This is a genomic window from Mesorhizobium sp. LEGMi-168a (assembly GCF_058312955.1).
Window position 1 is genome coordinate 610,261 of record NZ_JBZEGV010000001.1, and the last position, 18,337, is coordinate 628,597.

Below are 18,337 nucleotides of genomic sequence, written 5' to 3' on the forward strand. Positions count from 1 at the left end.
AGGCCAATCAGGTTGCCGCGACCGAATCGCTCAAAGCGGCCGGAACGGCCAACCGCTGAATAATTGCCTGCCTGGAGCTCCTGCATGACGCCCTTCCACCTCGCCTTCCCGGTTCGTGATCTCGACGAAACCCGCGCTTTCTATGGCGAGGTGCTTGGTTGCGCGATCGGCCGCTCATCGGCCAGTTGGGTCGATTTCGACCTCTTTGGCCACCAGATGTCGGCGCATTTGCGGCCGCAGGCGGCCGAGGCCGCCCGTGACGGCAAGGTCGACGGCGTCGCCGTACCGATCCCGCATTTCGGCGCCGTGCTTTTGATGGACGAATGGGAACGGCTCGCCGCGCGGCTCGAAGCCCGCTCCGACATAGATTGGCTGGAACGGCCGATGGTGCGCTTCAAGGGCGAGCCTGGCGAACAGGCGACGCTGTTCATCCGCGACCCGTCGGGCAACGCGCTCGAATTCAAAGGTTTTCGCTCTCTCGAGCAGGTGTTCGCGCACTAAGCGCAGGGGTCAGCCGGCAATCAAGGCGTTGCCACCGGCGCCCAGATCACGTCTTCGATCCTGGCGGCTCCTGTCGCCAGCATCACCAGCCGGTCGAAGCCTAGCGCCGAGCCGCTGGCCTGCGGCATGATTGCAAGGGCTGCGAGAAAATCCTCGTCCAGCGGATAGCGCTCGCCATAGATGCGCTCCTTCTCGTCCATCTCGGCGATGAAGCGGCGGCGCTGCTCGGCCTGATCGGTGAGCTCGCCAAAGGCGTTGGCGAGCTCGACACCGCAGCAATAGAGCTCGAAGCGCTCGGCGACGCGCGGGTCCACAGCACTCGGTCGTGCAAGCGCGGCCTCCGACACAGGATAACCGTAGAGGATGGTGGCGCGCCCCTGCCCCAGCGCCGGCTCGACCTTTTCCACCATCACCCGGCTGAACAGGTCGGCCCAGTTGTCATCGGGCGCGGTGCGTAGGCCGGCGCGGACCAGCGCCTCGTGCAGCGCGTCGCGATCGGTGCTGCCGTCGGCGGCGACGGTCGCCAGCAGGTCGATGCCTGCATACGCCAAAAAAGCGTCGGCGACGCTCAACCGCTCCGGCTCGGCGAAAGGGTCAGCGTCGCGGCCACGGAAGCGGAAGCGCTTTGTACCGGCCTTTTCCGCCGCGAGCGCCAGGAACTCGGCGCAGTCGGCCATCAAGCTCTCATAGGTTTCGCCGACGCGGTACCATTCGAGCATGGTGAATTCGGGATGGTGCAGCGGGCCGCGCTCTCGGTTGCGGTAAACCGCGCCGAGGCTGAAGATGCGCTTCTCGCCCGCGGCAAGCAGCTTCTTGCAGGCGAATTCCGGCGAGGTGTGGAGGTAGAGCGGCTGGCGCGACGCGTCGGGCCTAATCGCCTCGGTGGCGAAAGCGGCAAGGTGCGCCTCATTGCCGGGCGAGACCTGCAGCGCCGACGTCGTCACCTCGACGAAATCGCGCGTCGCGAACCAGCCACGCAGGGCATTCGCGATGGCGTTGCGCGCCATCAGCCTTGGCCGGCGGTCGGCATGGATATGCGGTGTCCACCAGGGCGAAGCGCCGGTCATGAGCGGGAAAATCGCCGAGAAGGCTGGCGGTTCGACGCAAGATGCGCTAGGGCGCACGCGAAGGCCGCCGTTGCCGTTTCATGGGCATAGACGCTTGCAGGCCGAAAAACTCGATTGGGATTGAATATCGTGGTCAAGGTCATCGCCAGTTCGTTACGCAAAGGCAACGTCGTCGATAAGGACGGCAAGCTCTATGTCATCCTCTTTGCCGAAAACATCCACCCTGGCAAGGGCACGCCGGTAACGCAGCTCGACATGCGCCGCATCGGCGACGGCGTGAAGGTTTCGGAGCGCTACCGCACCACCGAAATGGTCGAGCGCGCCTATGTCGAGGAGCGCGAGCACACCTTCCTCTATTCCGACGGCGAAGGCTTCCATTTCATGAACCCGGAAAGCTACGACCAGGTCGTGGCTATGGAAAGCGTGGTCGGCGACATGGCTCCCTATCTCCAGGAAGGCATGGCGGTGCAACTGGCGCAGTTCAACGGCGTGCCGATCTCGCTGGTGCTGCCGCAGCGCGCCACTTTCGAGGTCGTGGAGACAGAGCCGGTCACCAAGGGCCAGACCGCGTCCTCGTCCTACAAGCCGGCCGTGCTCTCCAACGGCGTGCGCACCGCGGTGCCGCCGCATATCAGCGCCGGTACGCGCGTGGTGGTGATGACCGCCGACGGCTCCTACGTCGAGCGCGCCAAGGACTGAAGTCCGGAATTTCAGCAGCGCAATTACCCGGGCTGGCCTGTGACCAGGCGGGCAGCGGTCTGTACCGTTTGTCCGCCGTCTGGATGTCAGGCTCTGACCCGAAGCGGATTTACATTTGCCGCGACGTGAACGGCAGATCGGCCCCGATGTCGGCCGTTGAGGTGACTGTTACCACTGCCTGAACGCAGACATTGTTGGCGACCATTTTGGAGGTCGCGGTTGCGCCAAATGCAGTCGACTGCGAACGGCTTGGAAATGACCGCTATAGGATCCAATACGCCCCTTTGCGACTACGGCATAGCCGGTTAGGTCACCAGCCACGGGCGTTTGGCGACATCAACTTGGACAATCGCTAACATCGCCTTCGACGGGAAGGAAGAAGCGACGCCGTTCGCACGCGGTCAGTTCGCGTGGAACAGTTTGCTTCGCGAAATCGATGAGATCTTGGGGTGTCTGAAAAAACCGTATGACGCGAACGTCTTCTTCATAGGACGCGATCACGACCCTCGTTCCATCTGAATTGAAGGCCGCGCGTATCGGTGCCGGCCGCTTGTTCTCCTTCGGACTGGCAAGCACTGCCATCTCGCGCCCCGTCCGCGCGGCCCAGAGCCGGGCCGTTCCGTCCTGAGTTGAGGCTGTCAGGACATAGAGACCGTTAGGACTGAATTGCGCGCTGGTCGCTGCGCCGGTGTGCCCCCTGAGAACGACCCTTTCCGTTCCGTCTGGGACGCTCCAGATTCGTGCGGTGCCGTCGCGTGAGGCAGTCAGCAGTGACTGACCGTCCGGGCTGAACGCGACTTCGGTGAGCTGATCGCCATGACCTCTTAGGATCGCGACGGTGCTTCCGTCCTTGACCGACCAGATCCGCGCGGTGTGGTCGAGCGAGGCTGTAGCGACCAGCTGCCCGTCCGGACTGAATGCCGCCCCGGTGATTCGGCCCTCATGCCCGACCAGTTTCTTCAGTTCGGTCCCGTTCGTTTCCAACAGGTGCGCGGCGTTGTCGCTGGTCGCGGCGAGGACGAGATCGCCGTCCGGGTTGAAAACAACCTGCCTCCCACTTGTCTGGATAGTGGCGACTTCGGTACCAGTTGCTGCGTTCCACAACCGTGCCGTGCCGTCAGCCGAACTCGACGCCAGGAGGTCTCCTTTCGGACTGAACTGAACTTGAAGGAGCCCGGGGGGATATTGGAGGCGCGCGATCTCGCGTCTGCCCGCAACGTCCCAGATGAGAACTCGGCCCGAAAGGGATGCGGTTGCAACGCGACTTCCGTCAGGGCTGAATGTCGCACCGTTGACAATCTCGCCTGTGTCGAACTCGGCTATTTCACGGCCGGCTACATCCCACAGGTGCCCTTTCGCGTCCCCGCCTCCAGTCAGAAGATGCACATTGTCAGGACTGAACACCGCGAAGGTCGGCGGATACTCGTTCATCAGATCGGTCGTCAGAATTCCGTCGACGTCCCAAAGGCGGGCGGTGCCATCGTGTGAAGCCGTGAGAAGAATATTGCCGTCGACTGGATTGAACTCGAGGTGCTCGATCAAGGCGCGATGGCCGGTGATGGTGGTGAACAGCGACGCTCGACCGACGTCCCAGATGCGTATTGGACCGTTCATGGAAGCGGTGGCCAAAAGGCGATCGTTGGGGCTGAACGCGCTGTTCATTTCGACATCACGGTCGTCCCGATCGATGTCTTTCAGTTTCAAGTTGGGGGACTCTTGACCGAGAACGTCAATTAAGAATCCCGACTTTCCGTCCCAGATTCGTGCGCTGCCATCGAGCGAGACCGTTGCAATCCGGCGGCCGTCGTGACTGAACGTTGCGCCTTGTAATTGGGTGTCGCTCTTGTGGCCACGGAGCCTTGCGATTTCGGTTCCGTTCGATGGGTCCCAAAGCGCAGGGAAGTCGCCGTATGAAATTGTCCCCCACGAGCCTACCAGCAGCCGACTTCCGTCCGGGCTGAATGTGAGTGTGGACGCGTAAGTGCTAACGGGGCATTCATGGATCAGCGCGCCATCCGCGGCATTCCAGACGAAGACCTTCTGTTCTTGTGAGGTCACAAAGCTGCGACCATCCGGATTGAAGCCAGCCAATCCGTCTCCAGTGCTGGCTACGCTCAGGAGTTTCGTTCCCGTCCGGGCATCCCAGAGTGACGCGTGACTGTTCTGCCCCGCCGTCAACACCCGGTCGCCGTTCGAATCGAACACAGCCGTTGGATAATCGCCGACCGGCGCAAGCACAGCACGCTGCGCTCCAGAGTCGGCATCCCAGATGCGCGCGGTGCCGTCCCTTGCGGCCGTAATGACCCGGCGTCCGTCCGGACTGAATCCGGCTCTCTCCACGGGTCCCTGGTGGCCCTTCAAGATTGCGATCTCGCTACCCTTCGCGACGTCCCAAATGCGTGCGGTCTTATCGTAGGACGCGGTGACAATGCGATCGCCCGTCTGATTGAAGGCTGCCTGCGTCACCCCGGCGTCGTGTTTGAAGACCGCTGTTTGGTGGTGCACCAACAGAGCGTTGAAAAGTGCGGCCTCGGCTTCAAAGAGATATGGCCGCGCGGGCCCCGATCCACTCTTCGGCAGCGCTTCCAGCGCCAACAGGATCGCGGCCTCCGTATCACCGCTCGCCGCGGTCTGCTGCGAAAGAAACGAAAGCGAAAGAGATTGATTGCGGAGCGCCTGATCGCGCGCCTCGAGGGCCTCCTTTTCGGCCGACCTCGCCTTGTCTGCGCTCTGCTCCGCCAACTCCGCTTGCCGCGTTGCCTCCTGTTGTGCTCTGAACCCGAAGAACGCGCCCGCGCCGGCCATGAGAGCCAACGCCGTCGCGACGAGGGCCGCATAGCGCGTGCGCTGCGCGAGCCGACTCGCCGCCGCGGCCGCAAGACTGCGGCGTTCGGCCTCACGCTCGAGGCGCTCGCGTCTTGCTGCTTCGGCCGCCTCGATCAATGCCCGCTCCGCTTGTCGGTCCTTCTCCTCCCTCTCTTTCTGGGCACGAGAAGACGCCTCGATGTATTCGATGACTTGATCGTCGACTTCTTCCCGTCTCGACTGCAGCAGTTCCTCGCCTTCGGCGAGACGCTTGCCGGATGGTAAGAGAAGTTCCTGGTTCCTGTTATCCGAATGCCAGCGATGGGCGTCAGCCATGAGCCGAGCCCGCGTCTCGAGGAAGCTTCTGTTTGAATTGACAATGTCGCTAGCGCGCGGCCAGCGGCCCAACAAAGCTTCGTGTGCCACGCGAACGAAGACGTGGCCTGCGGCATCCTCATCACTGACGAGGAGGCGAGCGGCGACCAACGCCTCAACGAGAGCCAATCGTTGAGGCGTGCCCGTGACTTCGGCGCGCGAGGCCGGACGTGCCGCAACTGTTTCATCGCCTGGGCGCACCGTAGTGAGGGCACGCAACACTACTGGCAGCTCCTCCTGGATGTCCGGCGGGAGAGCGTCTACGACTTCGTCGGCGCGGCGCGCGATCGCCCCATCGAGGCCGCCAAGTGCCTGATATGCGGCAAAGGTGAGGATCCGGCGCTCCCGCCCCGTCTCGTACAGAGCGTCGAGCACAAATTCGAGAAGCGGCAAAGATCTGGGATCAGCAGCTGCCGCATCCTGCAGCACATCGTCGAGCCGTCCTCGATCAGGACTCTCCTCGAAGCGGAGCCCCGCGGCGCGGGGCGGCTCGCGGATAATCTGGGCGATCTCAGGGCCGGACGGCGGCAAGAGCTCGTAGCTGGCGAGCCCATCCTTCAGCCCCGAGAAGCCGGGGACTTCGCCGCAACGGTGAAAGAAATCCGATCGGATCGTCGCAATCACCCAAGCCAGTCCACTGCCGGCGAGTGCCGCGAGGAGCCGCACCAGCACTTCACGCGATGCCGGCTCCTCCTCCGTCGTGAACAACTCCTCCATCTGATCGACGGCAACTATCAGTCGCAGTTGCGTAGGGACCGAACCTGCGGACGCCGCGGCTTTGGCGTGGGCTTGCCGTATCAGCGCCAGAGCTCGATCAGGTGAACTCCAACAGAGTTGAGCCAGCGCTGCCGGTTCGCAAGCCAGCTCAGGGAGGGCGCCTTGGCGAAGCAGCCCCGCGGCCAGTGATGTGACCGGATCAGGACCCTCCGATGGGCGGACCAGACAGCGGCGCCAAAAATTGATGCCAGCCACTGCGGCAGGCCGAGTGATGGAAGGCAGCAGCCCTGCTCGCAGGAGAGAGGACTTGCCCGAGCCGCTCATACCATAGATGAGCAGGAATGCCTTGCCATTGGCAGCTTGCTGCTCCAGGCGTTCTATGCAGGCAGCAGTCGCCCGAACTCGTCCGAAGAAGAGGTCAGCGTCTTCGAACTCGAAGGGGTTGAGACCTCGAAAAGGCGACGTGACCTGCTCCTCCGAAGGGAGAGGCACGCGGTAAGCGTGCACAGGCCGGGCGATGTTCTTCACCCTGTGCTCGCCAAGATCGACGAATTCGAGCGAGAGCCGATCGCGCGCCTGTGCGTAGACCGCTTCCGAAATGCACATTCCACCCGGATGTGACAGCGCTTCCAGACGGGCGGCGACGTTCACACCGTCGCCCATGAGATTGTCACCCTCAACGACAACATCGCCGAGATTGATGCCGATGCGAAAGCGTAGCCGGCTCGCCTCGGAGAGTTCGGCATTTTGTTTGTCGACTTCGAATTGGATTTCGGTGGCGCACCGAACCGCTTCGACTGGGCTCGCGAACTCGGCGACGACGCTGTCCCCAGCGCTCCCGAACACTCGTCCCTCATGTTGCTCGATCACCCGGTCAATGACCTGACGATGCGCACGCAGTGTGGCAATCGCCCCTTCCTCGCCTCTGCCAGTCAGACGGCTGTAGCCAACTGCGTCGGCGGCGAGGACAGTGGCCAATCTGCGGTGAACGCGATCCAAGGCGCTACCCTCCCGCGATTGCGGAACATAGTAAAGGAAATGGCGCCTAGTGGGGAGAGGCACCGAATTGACCGCAAGGGGTCCGCTTCTGGCGTGCCACCTGACATTCCGCTTGTGTGGCGGCAATGACCGAGTTGGGGTCAGACATCACACCAGCCGACCTAAACGGCTGCTTTTGTAGGGCGGTTCTTGAAAGCTGCCTGACCGGAACCGGCCAACTCAAGGCATTCGCCATGTTGTCACCAAGCGTCTGCAATCGGTGCTCAGCGGCCTCTCGGCTCGCGAGCCTTCCGCGCCATCTAATTAGCCACGATATCCGGCGGCCATTTCCACCGGCAGGCCGGCGGCTTTCCATTCCGGCATGCCGTCCTCTAAGCGGCGCGCGGAGTGGCCAAGCGAGCGCAGCGCGGCCACCGCCTCGAAGGACATCACGCACCATGGACCGCGGCAGTAGGCGACGACTTCCCGGTCTGGAGCGGCGTTGGCCGACCAGGCTTTGATTTCGCCGAGCGGGACATTGATCGCTCCGGGCACATGGCCGAGCGCGAACTCGTCCGGCGGGCGGACGTCGATCAGCGTCACCAGCCCATCGCGCATCAGAGCCCGAAGTTCGTCGCGTCCGACCGGCCGCATGTCGTCGCGCGCGTCGAAATAGCCGCGCACGATGCGATCGACTTCAGCGAGATGCCGCTCGGCAACGGCGCGCACCGAAGCGAAGGCGGCGAGCACGCTCTCGTCCGCGAGCGCGTAGTGGACGAATTTGCCGTCGCGCTCGGCCGAGACGATGCCGGCGCGGCGCAGCGCCTGCAGATGCTGGGAGATGTTAGCAATGGGCTGGCCGAGCTTCGCGGCAAGCGCTTCGACGCTGCGCGCGCCCTGCGCCAGATGCTCGATCATTTCCAGGCGCAACGGATTGCCGAGCGCCTTGGCGACGATCGCGAACTGCTCGTAAAGCGCCTGCTTCGGATTGCGGATTGACATCGGCCTTTCAGCGACGCATCGTTATTCAATAGAATGATTGAATGACAGTTTCGACCTGCTGTCAAGCCGATGGCTCGCCCCGGCGCAGCCGCCCGGACGGAGGAAAAGCGATGATTCTCAGGCAGTTCCTGCATACCGACCCGGTCGCCGCCTCCTATCTGTTCGGCTGCGGCGGCAAGGCTTCCGCAGCCGTCGTCGATCCGGTGGGCGACATCGCGCCCTATGTCGAGGCGGCGCGCGCGACGGGCATGCGCATCCTCTACGTCGTCGACACGCATATCCATGCCGACCATATCTCGGCCGGACGGGCGCTCGCCGAGGCGACCGGCGCCGAATATGTGCTGTTCGAAGGCGCCGAGACAGGCTTCCCGTTCCGGCGGGTGAAGGACGGCGAGGTGCTGGAGCTCGGCAATGTGACGGCGACCGTGATGCATACGCCAGGCCACACGCCCGAGCATTTGAGCCTTCTGGTCACCGACCGGACGCGGTCGACCGAACCCTGGTTCGTGCTCACCGGGCACACGCTGATGGTCGGCGATCTCGGCCGCACCGAGCTTGCTTCAAACGCTGAGGACGGCGCCCGCGCGCTCTATGCCAGCGTGCGCCGGCTGAAGGAATTGCCCGACCATATCGAGGTTCTGCCTGGCGCCTATTCCGGCTCGGTCTGCGGCCGGTCGCTCAGCGGCAAGCCGACGTCGACCATCGGCTTCGAGCGGCGCTTCAACAAGGCCTTCCGCATCGAGGACGAGAACCAGTTCATTGCCACAATGACCGCCGACATCCCTCCCCCACCGCCGGACGCCGCCCTGACGCGGGCCGCCAACGCCGGGGCTCGATCTTGAGCGCATCCGCGCCTGCCGTTGCGCTCGGCCTCAAGGCCAACTGGAAGCAGTTTTCGCTTTTGGTGCTGATCAACGCCTTCGTCGGCGGCATGGTCGGCATCGAACGGACCGTCGTGCCGCTGATCGGCGCGGAGGAGTTCGGCGTCGCTTCCACCACGCTGGTCGTCTCGTTCATCGTCAGCTTCGGCGTGGTCAAGGCCTGCGCCAACCTCGTCTCCGGACAACTTGCCGACAGATGGGGCCGCAAGCGCGTGCTGATCCTGGGCTGGCTGTTCGGCCTGCCGGTGCCCTTCATCATCATCTGGGCACCGAGCTGGGGCTGGATCGTCGCCGCCAACGCGCTGCTCGGCATCAACCAGGGGCTTGCCTGGTCGATGACCGTGATCATGAAGGTCGATCTGGTCGGGCCGAAATCGCGCGGCCTTGCCGTCGGGCTCAACGAGTTCGCCGGCTATCTCGCCGTCGGTATCACCGCTTTCCTCACCGGCTACCTCGCCAGCCGCTACGGGCTGCGTCCAGTGCCGATCTATCTCGGCGTCGGCTATGCGATCCTCGGCGCCGCGCTGTCGATCCTGCTCGTGCGCGACACGCGCGAGCATGTGCGGCTGGAGATGGCAAACCACGCCAAACAGGCATCGCCGCTCGGCTTCCGCGAGATCTTCATGCTGACCTCGTTTGGCGACCGCAATTTGTTCGCGGCCTCGCAGGCCGGCCTGGTGAACAATCTCAACGACGGCATGAGCTGGGGCCTTTTTCCGCTGTTCTTCGTCGCCAACGGGCTCGGCGTCGAGCGGATCGGCATCCTCAAGGCTGTCTATCCCGCGGTCTGGGGCGTGTTACAGGTCGCGACCGGACCCTTGAGTGATCGGTGGGGCCGCAAGGGCTTGATCGTCGCCGGCATGTGGGTGCAGGCGGCGGGGCTTCTGCTCACCGCCATGACGCGCGATTTCGGCTGGTGGCTGCTGGCAAGCCTTTTGCTCGGCCTCGGCACAGCGATGGTCTATCCGAGCCTGATCGCGGCGGTGTCGGACGCCTCACATCCGTCCTGGCGGGCGCGCTCGCTCAGCGTCTACCGCTTCTGGCGCGACCTTGGCTACGCAATCGGAGCGCTGTCGGCGGGGCTGATCGCCGACTTCTTCGGCTTCGTCGCGGCGATCGCAGCGATCGCGGCGCTGACCTTCCTGTCAGGCGCGATCGTGGCGGTGACGATGCGGGAACGGGCATCGCCGGCCGCGATCCCGATCGAATGAGCCGTGGGTGGCCATACATTGGCATGGCCGCGATCCCGCAACCCTCCCGACACAATGGAAGGTTGCGCCATCAGATGCTATGATCGGGCAGCGTGGCCTTACCGGGTCGACGTAGACTTTATGATTGCCAATCCGTGTTCAGGCCGCGCTCCTAAAGGGAGGAACGCATGCAACACATTGTAGCGAAGTCGGACATTGATCGACGTTCAGTGCTGATCTTCGGCGCGGCCAGCGCCGTGGCGCTGTTCGGGCAAGGCTCGCCGGCGATGGCGGGTGAAGCGAAAGTCGAGGAAATCGCTCCAGGGGTGACATTGAAGACGTTCACCGAGGCAGAGCCCATCGGGCCGGTTCCCGGCTTCAAGAAAGCGGTCCTCATGGAGCTTACCTATCAGCCGGGATCGACGTTCACGGACCCGGGGGCCAAGGCGGTCGACATATGTGAAATCCAAGGCGCTCCGCTCTATGTCGAAATCAAAGGAAAAGAGCCTTTCACGTTACAACCGGGCGACATCTACTTCTGCCCCGTCGGAAATGTGGAAACCGACACGAACAAGAGCGATAAACCGAGCATCATGCGCATCATTGAATTGATACCAGCCTGACGGCACCGTCAGGGCCGGACGCTTCTGACGAGACCGTCCGGCCCTGGTTCAATGTTGGGCCGCCGTGATCGACTTTTCGCGTCGAGCGCCTGGCGCCAGAGGGTATCATACCTTCATCGTCCGGCCGACGACTGGAGCCAAAGATGGCAACGCTGGAAGCGACGATCACCTGCCCCGAATGTGGGTTCGCATCGAAAGAGATAATGCCGGTAGATGCATGCCAGTATTTCTATGAATGCAAGAGCTGCCGAACTGCTGAAGCCGAGAGCAGGTGATTGCTGCGGAGGGCAGCAAGGCCAAGGCCAGTCTTCCTGAAAACTCTCGTTCTCGCGGGGCATTTGAGGTAAGCTTTGTCACCTTAAAAGCGTGCTGCATCCTCCGGTTTGCCTTGGGGAGGTGCCAAATGCGCAGGCTCCTGCTTTTCATTGCACCACTGCTTGCATATTTCCCGATTGAATTGCGCGCCGCCGCCATTCACGACGCCGCGAAGAACGGCGATGTCACGGCGATCACAGCAGCGCTCGACGCAGGTGCCGGCATCGATGAGAGCGATGGAGACGCAACGCCGCTCTATTTTGCGGTCATGATGGGCCACATCGAAGCGGCAAAACTGCTCATAGAACGTGGCGCGGACGTCAATGCCCAGACGACTTGGGGTCGCCCGCTGATGGCGGCTATGGGGAAACGCAAGATCGATCTGTTAAAGCTTTTGCTGGAGCATCACGCAGATCCAAATTCGGACCGTGACGGCGAATCCGCTCTTCATGTCGCCGTCATTCTCGGTTGTCTAGACTGCGTTAAGGCACTGGTCGAGGCCGGTGCGGACGTGAATGCGAAGACAAGTGACGGCAAAACACCGCTCCATCTGGCAAAACGCAAGGGGCAACGCGAAGTTGCCGACTATCTGATGTCGCATGGCGTCGTCTTGCCAACACCAGCCCCGATCTCGACGAAGTTGGCTTCTGCCGATGTCGAGAAAGGCCGAACCTACTTCACCCGCGCGTGTGACCGTTGCCACAATGCCCAGCCAAAGGGAGGGACCAAAACGGGACCGAACTTGTGGGACGTTGTCGGCCGCGACAAGGCATCCATGGCAAATATGGATTATTCGGACGCCTTGCTGAGCTGGGAAGGCGTGTGGACTTACGAGGACCTGAACAGATATCTCTTCGGACCCATGCTTACCACGCCGGGCGTTAAGATGGAGATGCCTGGTGTTCCGGACGAGACCGAACGGGTCAACCTGATCGCGTACTTGCGCACACTCAGTGACAAGCCGATCCCGCTACCCTGAATCGACAATCTCCTGCGCACTACTGCTACGGGCCTGCGTCAATGAACGGGTCACCGGTCATCGAACGGCATTTAGCGCTACCAAGTCGCTGCGCCAGCGGCACGCTACGGCAGTTCGTCGCCCATTGTCGGGATTCGCCTTGGGTACCAAGCCGTTAGACTTTCACCACTAGCAGCGCCGCGTTTACGATATCCGAAGCTTCATGCTGCTAGGGATGCGCCTGTCCGGTACTATGGGTGCGGGTGTTTTTTCCTCGAGATCGTTGATGAGCAGCTCGGCGCGCATGCCGTGGGTGGACACGGCAAAAGGTCTTTCGATCATCATGGTGGTGATGATGTACTCGGCCTACAACACCGGTGAATACACCGGCGGTGTCGGCTTCCTGCACTATGTCATCGGCTTTGCGACACCGTTCCGCATGCCGGAGTTCTTTCTCATCTCAGGCCTGTTCCTGTCGCAGGTGATCGACCGGCCGTGGCGGCGCTATATCGACCGGCGCGTCGTCCACTATCTCTACTTCTACGTGCTGTGGGCGATCATCTCGATCGGGCTGAAGATCGGCATATTCAGCCGCGACCCCGCCGGTATGCTGCATGACCTCGCAACGGCCGTCGTCCAACCCTACGGCGTGCTGTGGTTCATCTACATGCTGGCTGTCTTCGGCCTCGTCGCGCGCGTCCTGCGCGAGCTTGGCGTGCCGCACTGGATCGTGATTGCGGCCGCCGCCGCGCTGCAGATGTGGGCACCGCATTCGGACAGTTATGCCCTCACGCAATTCGCCGCCTATTTCGTGTTCTTCTATCTCGGCTTCGTGCTCGCGCCGCTGGTGTTCCGGCTCGTGGCGTGGACGCAAGCTCGCCCGGCGACTGCCGTCGCGGGCCTGGTCGCGTGGGCGATCGTCAATGGCCTGCTCGTCTATTCGCCGGGTTTTGCCGTTCAGCCGGTCGGCATGCAGATGGGCCTGGCGGCATGGCCGCCGCTGCATCTCGCGCTTGCCGTCGCAGGAGCGGTGGCGCTCTGCGTCGCCGGCGGCTTCCTGTCCAAGTTCACTTCGATAGAATGGCTGCGCTGGCTCGGCGAGCATTCGCTGGTCGTCTATGTCGCCTTCACCATCCCGATGTCGATCTTCCGTGGTCTCGCGCTGGCTAGCGGCCTTCTGACCGACACCGGCATGCTCAGCCTCGCGGTGCTGCTCGTCTCGGTCATCAGCCCGGTCATTCTCTATTTCATCGTCAAGCGCACCGGCTTCGGCACGTTCCTGTTCGAGCGGCCGGCCTGGGCGCATATCGACAGACCGAATGCCGGTCAGATCTCCAACAAGGGCGTTGCTCGGCCGGCGCGCGAGGCGGCCTGATCGAGCCGCCTGTTTCAGGCTATCCGTTACTTGCCGGCGTCGTGTCCCGGCCGGCGCACGGCCTTGATCTTGCCGCTGCTGCCGCCACCGCAGAAGAAGCAGCCACCACCATCGGATTCCAGTCCCGACACGCCAGAGGGCATCGCCACCTCCTGCAGCACGTCGCCCGTCTCGGGATCGATGCGCAGCAGATCTCCCTCCTCGCCTTCCCAAGTGGCATGCCAGAGCTCGCCATCGACCCAGGTCACGCCGGTGACGACGCGTTTCGACTCGATGGTGCGGATCACCTTGCCCGTTTCAGGATCGATCTGATGGATCTTGTGCGCCCTGTATTCGCCGACCCAGAGCGAACCTTCGGCCCAGGCCATGCCTGAATCGCCGCCATTGCCCGGGGCGGGAATGGTGGCGACGACCTTGCCGGTTTTCGGGTCGACCTTGTGGATGCGGTCCTCGGCGATCTGGTAGAGGTGCTCGCCGTCGAAGGCGGTCCCGGCATGCGAGGCGACGTCGATCGATTGCACGATCGCCCCGCTCTCCGGGTCAAGCGCCTTCAGCTTGTCGCCGGTGGCGAACCAGACATTCTTGCCGTCATAGGTGACGCCATTGACGCGCTCGGCATCCGGAAAGGGCCCATATTCGCGTAGGATCTCGGCTGCGGCTCGTTTCATTTTCGATCTCCATTTGAACAGTGGCCGCAGACTAGTCGCTCGGCAGCGGACCCGGGAGTAACAAGACGGTCGGGAATCCAGTCATCGGCGGCGTCATCCAGCGGCGCGCCCTGCCGCGGCCAACCGCCAGCACCTTGTTTGCCGTGGAAAGCTCCTCCAGCGCCCGCTGCACGGTGCGCGCGCTTGCGCCGAGCGCGATCGCCAGCGCCGAGCTCGACCACGACTCGCCGTCGGCCAGGAAAGCGAGCACCGCGCCATGCTCCTCCTCGACCGGCGGCGCGAGCACCACGACCTCGGCGGCATTCAGCGGCGTGAGCGCAAAGCCGGCGGCCGTCGCGTTGATTTCAGCAAGCGCGCTCAATTCGGCGCGCAGCCGCCCCATCTCGACCCTGAGCCGCGCGCGATGCGATTCATCTGCGTGCCTGGCCCGGAACGCGCGCCTGAGCAGCGTTTCGCGCGAGGCATCCGCGGGCCAGGCTTCGGCAAGTGCGCGCGCGAGCGCAAACAACACCGGCCGCGTCGCCAGCGAGACAACCATGTCCGCCTGGCGCACGACATTGCGGCAGGCATCGATGACCAGCGCGCCGGATGCCAGCAGCGCCTCGACCTCGTCGAGCTTGAGCGGCTTCTCCAAACCTTTCGATACGAGCCGCGCGACGGGCGTGTTCAGCACCAGGGACGCTGTTTCGACTTCCGCCCTCAGCGCCGGAATGCTCGCTTCATAGGCGGCGAGCGCCGCCCGGCCCAGCGCGGCCCGCGCGGCCTTCGTCCTCAGACGCCTGACCGCGATGCCCGCGGCCGCAAGCTCATGCGCGACGCGCGCGACCGGCGGCAGCGGCGCAGGATCGAAGCCCGCAAGCAGGCGCTCTGCTTCATCGAGGCGGCCGATGAGGATCAGGCGCCGCGCCTCGAGGCTGCCGGCATAGGCGGCATTGACGCGGTCGCCATGCGTTGCAAGCGTCGCACGCGCCGATCGCAACGCCTTCTCCGGCCAGCCGAGATCGCGCGAGACTAGCGCGATTTCAGCCTCGGCGACGACACAGCGGGCACGCGCCACCGCTTCCTTGGGGCTGAGGGCGCGGGCGGCGCCCTTCAACAGCGCCTTGGCCTTGGCGAAGTCGCCGAGCTGGGCCATGGCGATGCCGCGCAGCGCCAGCGCCGGCGCGTCGTCGCGCAGCGCGACACGCTTCAGGGCGCCGAGCGGATCGCCCGCGGCGAGCGCGCGGCCGGCGGCATTGATCAGCGAGTCCATGCAATGCCCGCCTCTGGGCCCGCCGGATCAAATCGCGTCACACTTGTAACTCTCACCATCGCGCTGTCCGGCCCTATGTCTGTCCTCGTCACCCTCAACCAACCGAAAGAATGGGACAAGAGCAATGACCCAGCACATGAAGACACCACCGGTCGTTTCGCAAGAAGCGTGGGAAGGCGCGCACGAGGAGATGCTCGTCAAGGAGAAGGCCGTCACCCGCGCCCGCGACGCGCTCGCCGCCGAACGCCGCCGCATGCCGTGGATGCTTGTCGAGAAGGACTATGTGTTCGAAGGCCCGAACGGCAAGGCTAGCCTGCTCGACCTGTTCGAAGGCCGCCGGCAGCTGATCATCTACCGCGCCTTCTTCGAGCCAGGCGTCTATGGCTGGCCGGAGCACGCCTGCCGCGGCTGCTCGCTCGGCGCCGACCAGGTCGGCAACCTCGCCCATCTCAACGCCCGCGACACCACACTTGCCTACGCCTCGCGCGCGCCGCAGGCCGACATTCAGCGGCTGAAGCAGCGGATGGACTGGAAGATGCCGTGGTACACCATCACCGACAGCTGGGATAAGGATTTCGGCGTCGACGAATGGCATGGCCACAACGTCTTCATCCACGAAGGCGACCGCATCTTCCGCACCTACTTCGTCAACAACCGCGGCGACGAGGCGTTTGGCACAGTGTGGAGCTATCTCGACGTCACCCCGCTCGGCCGCCAGGAGGTGTGGGAGGATTCACCCAAGGGCTATCCGCAGACGCAGACCTACAAGTGGTGGAACTGGCACGACAATTATGAGGAAGGCGCCGCCCCCGACCAGAGATGGGTCGAGGTGTCGGATGTCGGCGAAGCGGCGTTCCGCAACAAGGACGCCTGAGCGTGAAGCGACTCCGGCGGCACGCATCGCGCCGCCGGAGCCGATTTTTTGCCTAGCTGCCCCTAACAGCCCGACCGCTTTGGAAGGTGGAAAAGATGAGCATCGACAATCCCGCCCCCCGCCCGGCCGGCTTGAATGGTTTCGGCCTCGCCGACTGGCTCTGCCTCGCCGCGGCGCCGACCTTCGCAACCATGGCGCTGCTCACCGCTGCCTATGGCGGCCAGGACATGATGTGCATGTCCGGTCCGGGAGCTTCCATGCTTAGCGGCATGGTGCCGATGTATCTGCTGATGGCGGCTTTCCATCTGGCGCCGTGGCTGCGGCTGGCGGCTAGGCGGGCGTGAGATTTGACGTTGTGGCGAATGACCGCCGTACATCACAACCGCCCCCCGATCAGCGGGTTCTTCGCCTGGATGCGAAGGATCCGTCGAGCCGACGACGTACTCTGCCGCGAGACCATCATTGGAAAAACGATGGCAGGCGTTACGGTGACATGACGAACAGGATATAATGCCTGGGCCTGACTGGTCGGAGGAAAGCCCCACCGTCATGAAGCCGATGAACGAAGAGCATCTCGCAATTCTGCGCAGGCACATGGTCGAGTTGATTGCGATCCATGCCGACCTTGCAAGCGAAGAACTCGGCAAGGCTACGCTCGATCCGCGGGTCATGGCATCGATGCGGCGGGTCCCGCGGCATCTCTTCGTGCCGGTCGCAGTCGCGCCTTATGCCTATGAGGACATGCCGCTGCCGATCGGTTTCGACAAGACCGTCTCGCAGCCCTTCATTGTTGCTCTGATGACCGATCTCCTTGCTCCGCAGCCGAACGAGGCAGTGCTCGAGATCGGCACCGGCCTGGGTTATCAAACCGCCATTCTCGCGGAACTCGCCGGACAAGTTTGGAGCGTCGAAATCATCGAGGAATTCGCAAGCCATGCCGAGGCTCTGCTGCAGGGCCTCGGCTTCTCCAATGTCGCCATTCGTGTCGGAGACGGGTCTCGCGGCTGGCCCGAGCACGCCCCATTCGACAAGATCCTGGTTAGCGTGGCCGCCAAGCGGACGCCGCCGGCTTTGCTGAACCAGCTCAAGCCAGCGGGACGTCTGGTTCTGCCGTTGGTGTTTGACGAAGTGCAGTTCCTGACAGTCATCGACAAGGATGCGGCAGGGCAGCTCACGACGCGGAAAGTCATCCCGGTTCGATTCAGCCGGCTCGAAACCGTCTAAAGCGCGTCGCGATCTTTCAGATTCGCTCCATGCGCTTTAGGATTTGACTTTACGCATGTCTTTGCCCCGGCCTCGCGCGACAATCGCTCAAGCGAAGCTACGCTGCCGTATGTCTGCCTGCGGGGTCGTGGCGGTGCGGGAGACCGGCCTGATGTGGGCGAACATGCTGCGGGCGTTCCAGGTTGGAAATGCTCTTATGAGCGACGGGGAGCCGTCGAGTTGGATGCGGTCCTCGCGGATGGCCTGGGCCCAGCTGAGTTGGCCGGCGTGCCATTTGACGAAGGCTTCGGCGTCCGCCGTGACGTAGAGATCCTCGTCGAAGCCCGGGTTTGTTTTGCAGATTTCCGTGTCTCCGAGCTCGATGAGCAGCCAGTAGCGCTCACGGTGCGGGCGGCCGGTGAAGTCGAAGCGGATGACGACGCGTCGATCCGGGAGCCGGTCCCGGCGGAGCGCGTTGCTCATCGACCACAGGGCCACAAAGGGGTCGAGGTGCTCGGGGGCGATCTCGAGCCAATGCGCACCCCACTCGCCGAGCGACTGGCAGACCGCGAAGAGGTCGTGGCCCGCCGAAGTGAGCTCGTAGTGGTGCCCGCGCCCGTCAGACTTGGGCGCCGCTTCGACGACACCCAGCCGTTCCAGCTGCTTGAGCCGCTGCGAGAGCAGGGTACGGGAGAGTCCCGGCGCGCCCTCTAGGATCTCGCTGAAGTTTCCGCAGCCAAGGTGCAGGTTGCGGATGATCAGCGGTGTCCAGCGCTCGGCGAAGATCTCGGCGCCGCGAGCGATGGGGCAATACTGGCCGTATGTCCTCATGAGGACAGTGTCGCGCGCCCGCC

16 protein-coding genes and 1 pseudogene are annotated in these 18,337 nt (G+C 63.5%); 11 read left to right on the top strand and 6 right to left on the bottom strand.

Annotation, left to right across the window (positions count from 1 at the left end):
- Window positions 1-84 precede the first annotated feature (84 nt).
- Entirely contained in the window at window positions 85-501 is a 417-nt protein-coding gene (locus AC4FWB_RS03155) for a VOC family protein (RefSeq protein WP_491024291.1), read from the top strand.
- A 20-nt stretch (window positions 502-521) separates the two neighbouring features.
- On the opposite strand, the gene epmA is transcribed toward AC4FWB_RS03155, so the two are convergent.
- A complete protein-coding gene (gene epmA / locus AC4FWB_RS03160; RefSeq protein WP_491024292.1) occupies window positions 522-1,568 on the bottom strand; it encodes an EF-P lysine aminoacylase EpmA in 1,047 nt (348 codons plus the stop codon).
- A gap of 129 nt (window positions 1,569-1,697) precedes the next feature.
- Here epmA and efp point away from each other — a divergent pair, with 129 nt between their 5' ends.
- Window positions 1,698-2,267, top strand: coding sequence for an elongation factor P (gene efp, locus AC4FWB_RS03165; protein ID WP_491024293.1), 570 nt, complete (start codon window positions 1,698-1,700; stop codon window positions 2,265-2,267).
- Between the two features lie 336 nt (window positions 2,268-2,603).
- On the opposite strand, the gene AC4FWB_RS03170 is transcribed toward efp, so the two are convergent.
- Complete coding sequence (locus tag AC4FWB_RS03170) at window positions 2,604-7,163, bottom strand: nSTAND1 domain-containing NTPase (RefSeq protein ID WP_491024294.1); 4,560 nt, start codon at window positions 7,161-7,163, stop codon at window positions 2,604-2,606.
- A 303-nt stretch (window positions 7,164-7,466) separates the two neighbouring features.
- Window positions 7,467-8,144 (bottom strand): ArsR/SmtB family transcription factor, encoded by a 678-nt coding sequence (locus AC4FWB_RS03175; RefSeq protein WP_491024295.1) that lies wholly within the window; start codon window positions 8,142-8,144, stop codon window positions 7,467-7,469.
- Window positions 8,145-8,254: 110 nt separating this feature from the next.
- Between AC4FWB_RS03175 and AC4FWB_RS03180 the strand changes: the two genes are divergently transcribed.
- From AC4FWB_RS03180 to AC4FWB_RS03205, 6 genes are all read left to right on the top strand, one after another.
- Entirely contained in the window at window positions 8,255-8,986 is a 732-nt protein-coding gene (locus AC4FWB_RS03180; protein ID WP_491024296.1) for an MBL fold metallo-hydrolase, read from the top strand.
- On the top strand, window positions 8,983-10,236 hold the full coding sequence (locus tag AC4FWB_RS03185) for an MFS transporter (protein WP_491024297.1): 1,254 nt from the start codon (window positions 8,983-8,985) through the stop codon (window positions 10,234-10,236). Before AC4FWB_RS03180 ends, AC4FWB_RS03185 begins: the two co-directional genes overlap by 4 nt.
- A gap of 167 nt (window positions 10,237-10,403) precedes the next feature.
- Complete coding sequence (locus AC4FWB_RS03190; RefSeq protein WP_491024298.1) at window positions 10,404-10,838, top strand: hypothetical protein; 435 nt, start codon at window positions 10,404-10,406, stop codon at window positions 10,836-10,838.
- A gap of 203 nt (window positions 10,839-11,041) precedes the next feature.
- The gene (locus tag AC4FWB_RS03195) at window positions 11,042-11,113 is read left to right on the top strand and encodes a hypothetical protein (RefSeq protein WP_491024339.1); all 72 of its coding nucleotides are present in this window, start codon (window positions 11,042-11,044) and stop codon (window positions 11,111-11,113) included.
- 128 nt (window positions 11,114-11,241) lie between these two features.
- Window positions 11,242-12,132, top strand: a complete 891-nt coding sequence (locus tag AC4FWB_RS03200; protein ID WP_491024299.1) for an ankyrin repeat domain-containing protein — start codon at window positions 11,242-11,244, stop codon at window positions 12,130-12,132.
- A gap of 265 nt (window positions 12,133-12,397) precedes the next feature.
- A complete protein-coding gene (locus AC4FWB_RS03205; protein ID WP_491024300.1) occupies window positions 12,398-13,486 on the top strand; it encodes an acyltransferase family protein in 1,089 nt (362 codons plus the stop codon).
- 26 nt (window positions 13,487-13,512) lie between these two features.
- On the opposite strand, the gene AC4FWB_RS03210 is transcribed toward AC4FWB_RS03205, so the two are convergent.
- Together AC4FWB_RS03210 and AC4FWB_RS03215 are read right to left on the bottom strand one after the other, a co-directional pair.
- Window positions 13,513-14,154, bottom strand: a complete 642-nt coding sequence (locus tag AC4FWB_RS03210; protein ID WP_491024301.1) for a Vgb family protein — start codon at window positions 14,152-14,154, stop codon at window positions 13,513-13,515.
- Window positions 14,155-14,185: 31 nt separating this feature from the next.
- Window positions 14,186-15,406, bottom strand: a complete 1,221-nt coding sequence (locus AC4FWB_RS03215; protein ID WP_491024302.1) for a helix-turn-helix domain-containing protein — start codon at window positions 15,404-15,406, stop codon at window positions 14,186-14,188.
- Between the two features lie 124 nt (window positions 15,407-15,530).
- On the opposite strand from AC4FWB_RS03215, the gene AC4FWB_RS03220 reads away from it, so the two are divergent.
- From AC4FWB_RS03220 to AC4FWB_RS03230, 3 genes and pseudogenes are all read left to right on the top strand, one after another.
- Entirely contained in the window at window positions 15,531-16,280 is a 750-nt protein-coding gene (locus AC4FWB_RS03220) for a DUF899 domain-containing protein (RefSeq protein ID WP_491024303.1), read from the top strand.
- Window positions 16,281-16,426: 146 nt separating this feature from the next.
- A pseudogene (locus AC4FWB_RS03225) lies at window positions 16,427-16,624 on the top strand (hypothetical protein); the annotation flags it as partial.
- Window positions 16,625-16,829: 205 nt separating this feature from the next.
- Window positions 16,830-17,504, top strand: a complete 675-nt coding sequence (locus AC4FWB_RS03230) for a protein-L-isoaspartate(D-aspartate) O-methyltransferase (RefSeq protein WP_491024304.1) — start codon at window positions 16,830-16,832, stop codon at window positions 17,502-17,504.
- A gap of 87 nt (window positions 17,505-17,591) precedes the next feature.
- Here AC4FWB_RS03230 and AC4FWB_RS03235 read toward each other — a convergent pair whose 3' ends face one another.
- A complete protein-coding gene (locus AC4FWB_RS03235; protein ID WP_491024305.1) occupies window positions 17,592-18,314 on the bottom strand; it encodes a winged helix-turn-helix transcriptional regulator in 723 nt (240 codons plus the stop codon).
- Window positions 18,315-18,337: the final 23 nt, after the last annotated feature.

Coding starts and splice junctions, on each gene's coding strand:
- AC4FWB_RS03180 (WP_491024296.1), top strand. CDS start 8,255: ATGATTCTCAGGCAGTTCCTGCATACCGACCCGGTCGCCGCCTCCTAT.
- AC4FWB_RS03155 (WP_491024291.1), top strand. CDS start 85: ATGACGCCCTTCCACCTCGCCTTCCCGGTTCGTGATCTCGACGAAACC.
- AC4FWB_RS03210 (WP_491024301.1), bottom strand. CDS start 14,154: ATGAAACGAGCCGCAGCCGAGATCCTACGCGAATATGGGCCCTTTCCG.
- AC4FWB_RS03230 (WP_491024304.1), top strand. CDS start 16,830: ATGAAGCCGATGAACGAAGAGCATCTCGCAATTCTGCGCAGGCACATG.
- AC4FWB_RS03235 (WP_491024305.1), bottom strand. CDS start 18,314: ATGAGGACATACGGCCAGTATTGCCCCATCGCTCGCGGCGCCGAGATC.
- AC4FWB_RS03175 (WP_491024295.1), bottom strand. CDS start 8,144: ATGTCAATCCGCAATCCGAAGCAGGCGCTTTACGAGCAGTTCGCGATC.
- AC4FWB_RS03200 (WP_491024299.1), top strand. CDS start 11,242: ATGCGCAGGCTCCTGCTTTTCATTGCACCACTGCTTGCATATTTCCCG.
- AC4FWB_RS03220 (WP_491024303.1), top strand. CDS start 15,531: ATGACCCAGCACATGAAGACACCACCGGTCGTTTCGCAAGAAGCGTGG.
- epmA (WP_491024292.1), bottom strand. CDS start 1,568: ATGACCGGCGCTTCGCCCTGGTGGACACCGCATATCCATGCCGACCGC.
- AC4FWB_RS03190 (WP_491024298.1), top strand. CDS start 10,404: ATGCAACACATTGTAGCGAAGTCGGACATTGATCGACGTTCAGTGCTG.
- AC4FWB_RS03215 (WP_491024302.1), bottom strand. CDS start 15,406: ATGGACTCGCTGATCAATGCCGCCGGCCGCGCGCTCGCCGCGGGCGAT.
- AC4FWB_RS03205 (WP_491024300.1), top strand. CDS start 12,398: ATGAGCAGCTCGGCGCGCATGCCGTGGGTGGACACGGCAAAAGGTCTT.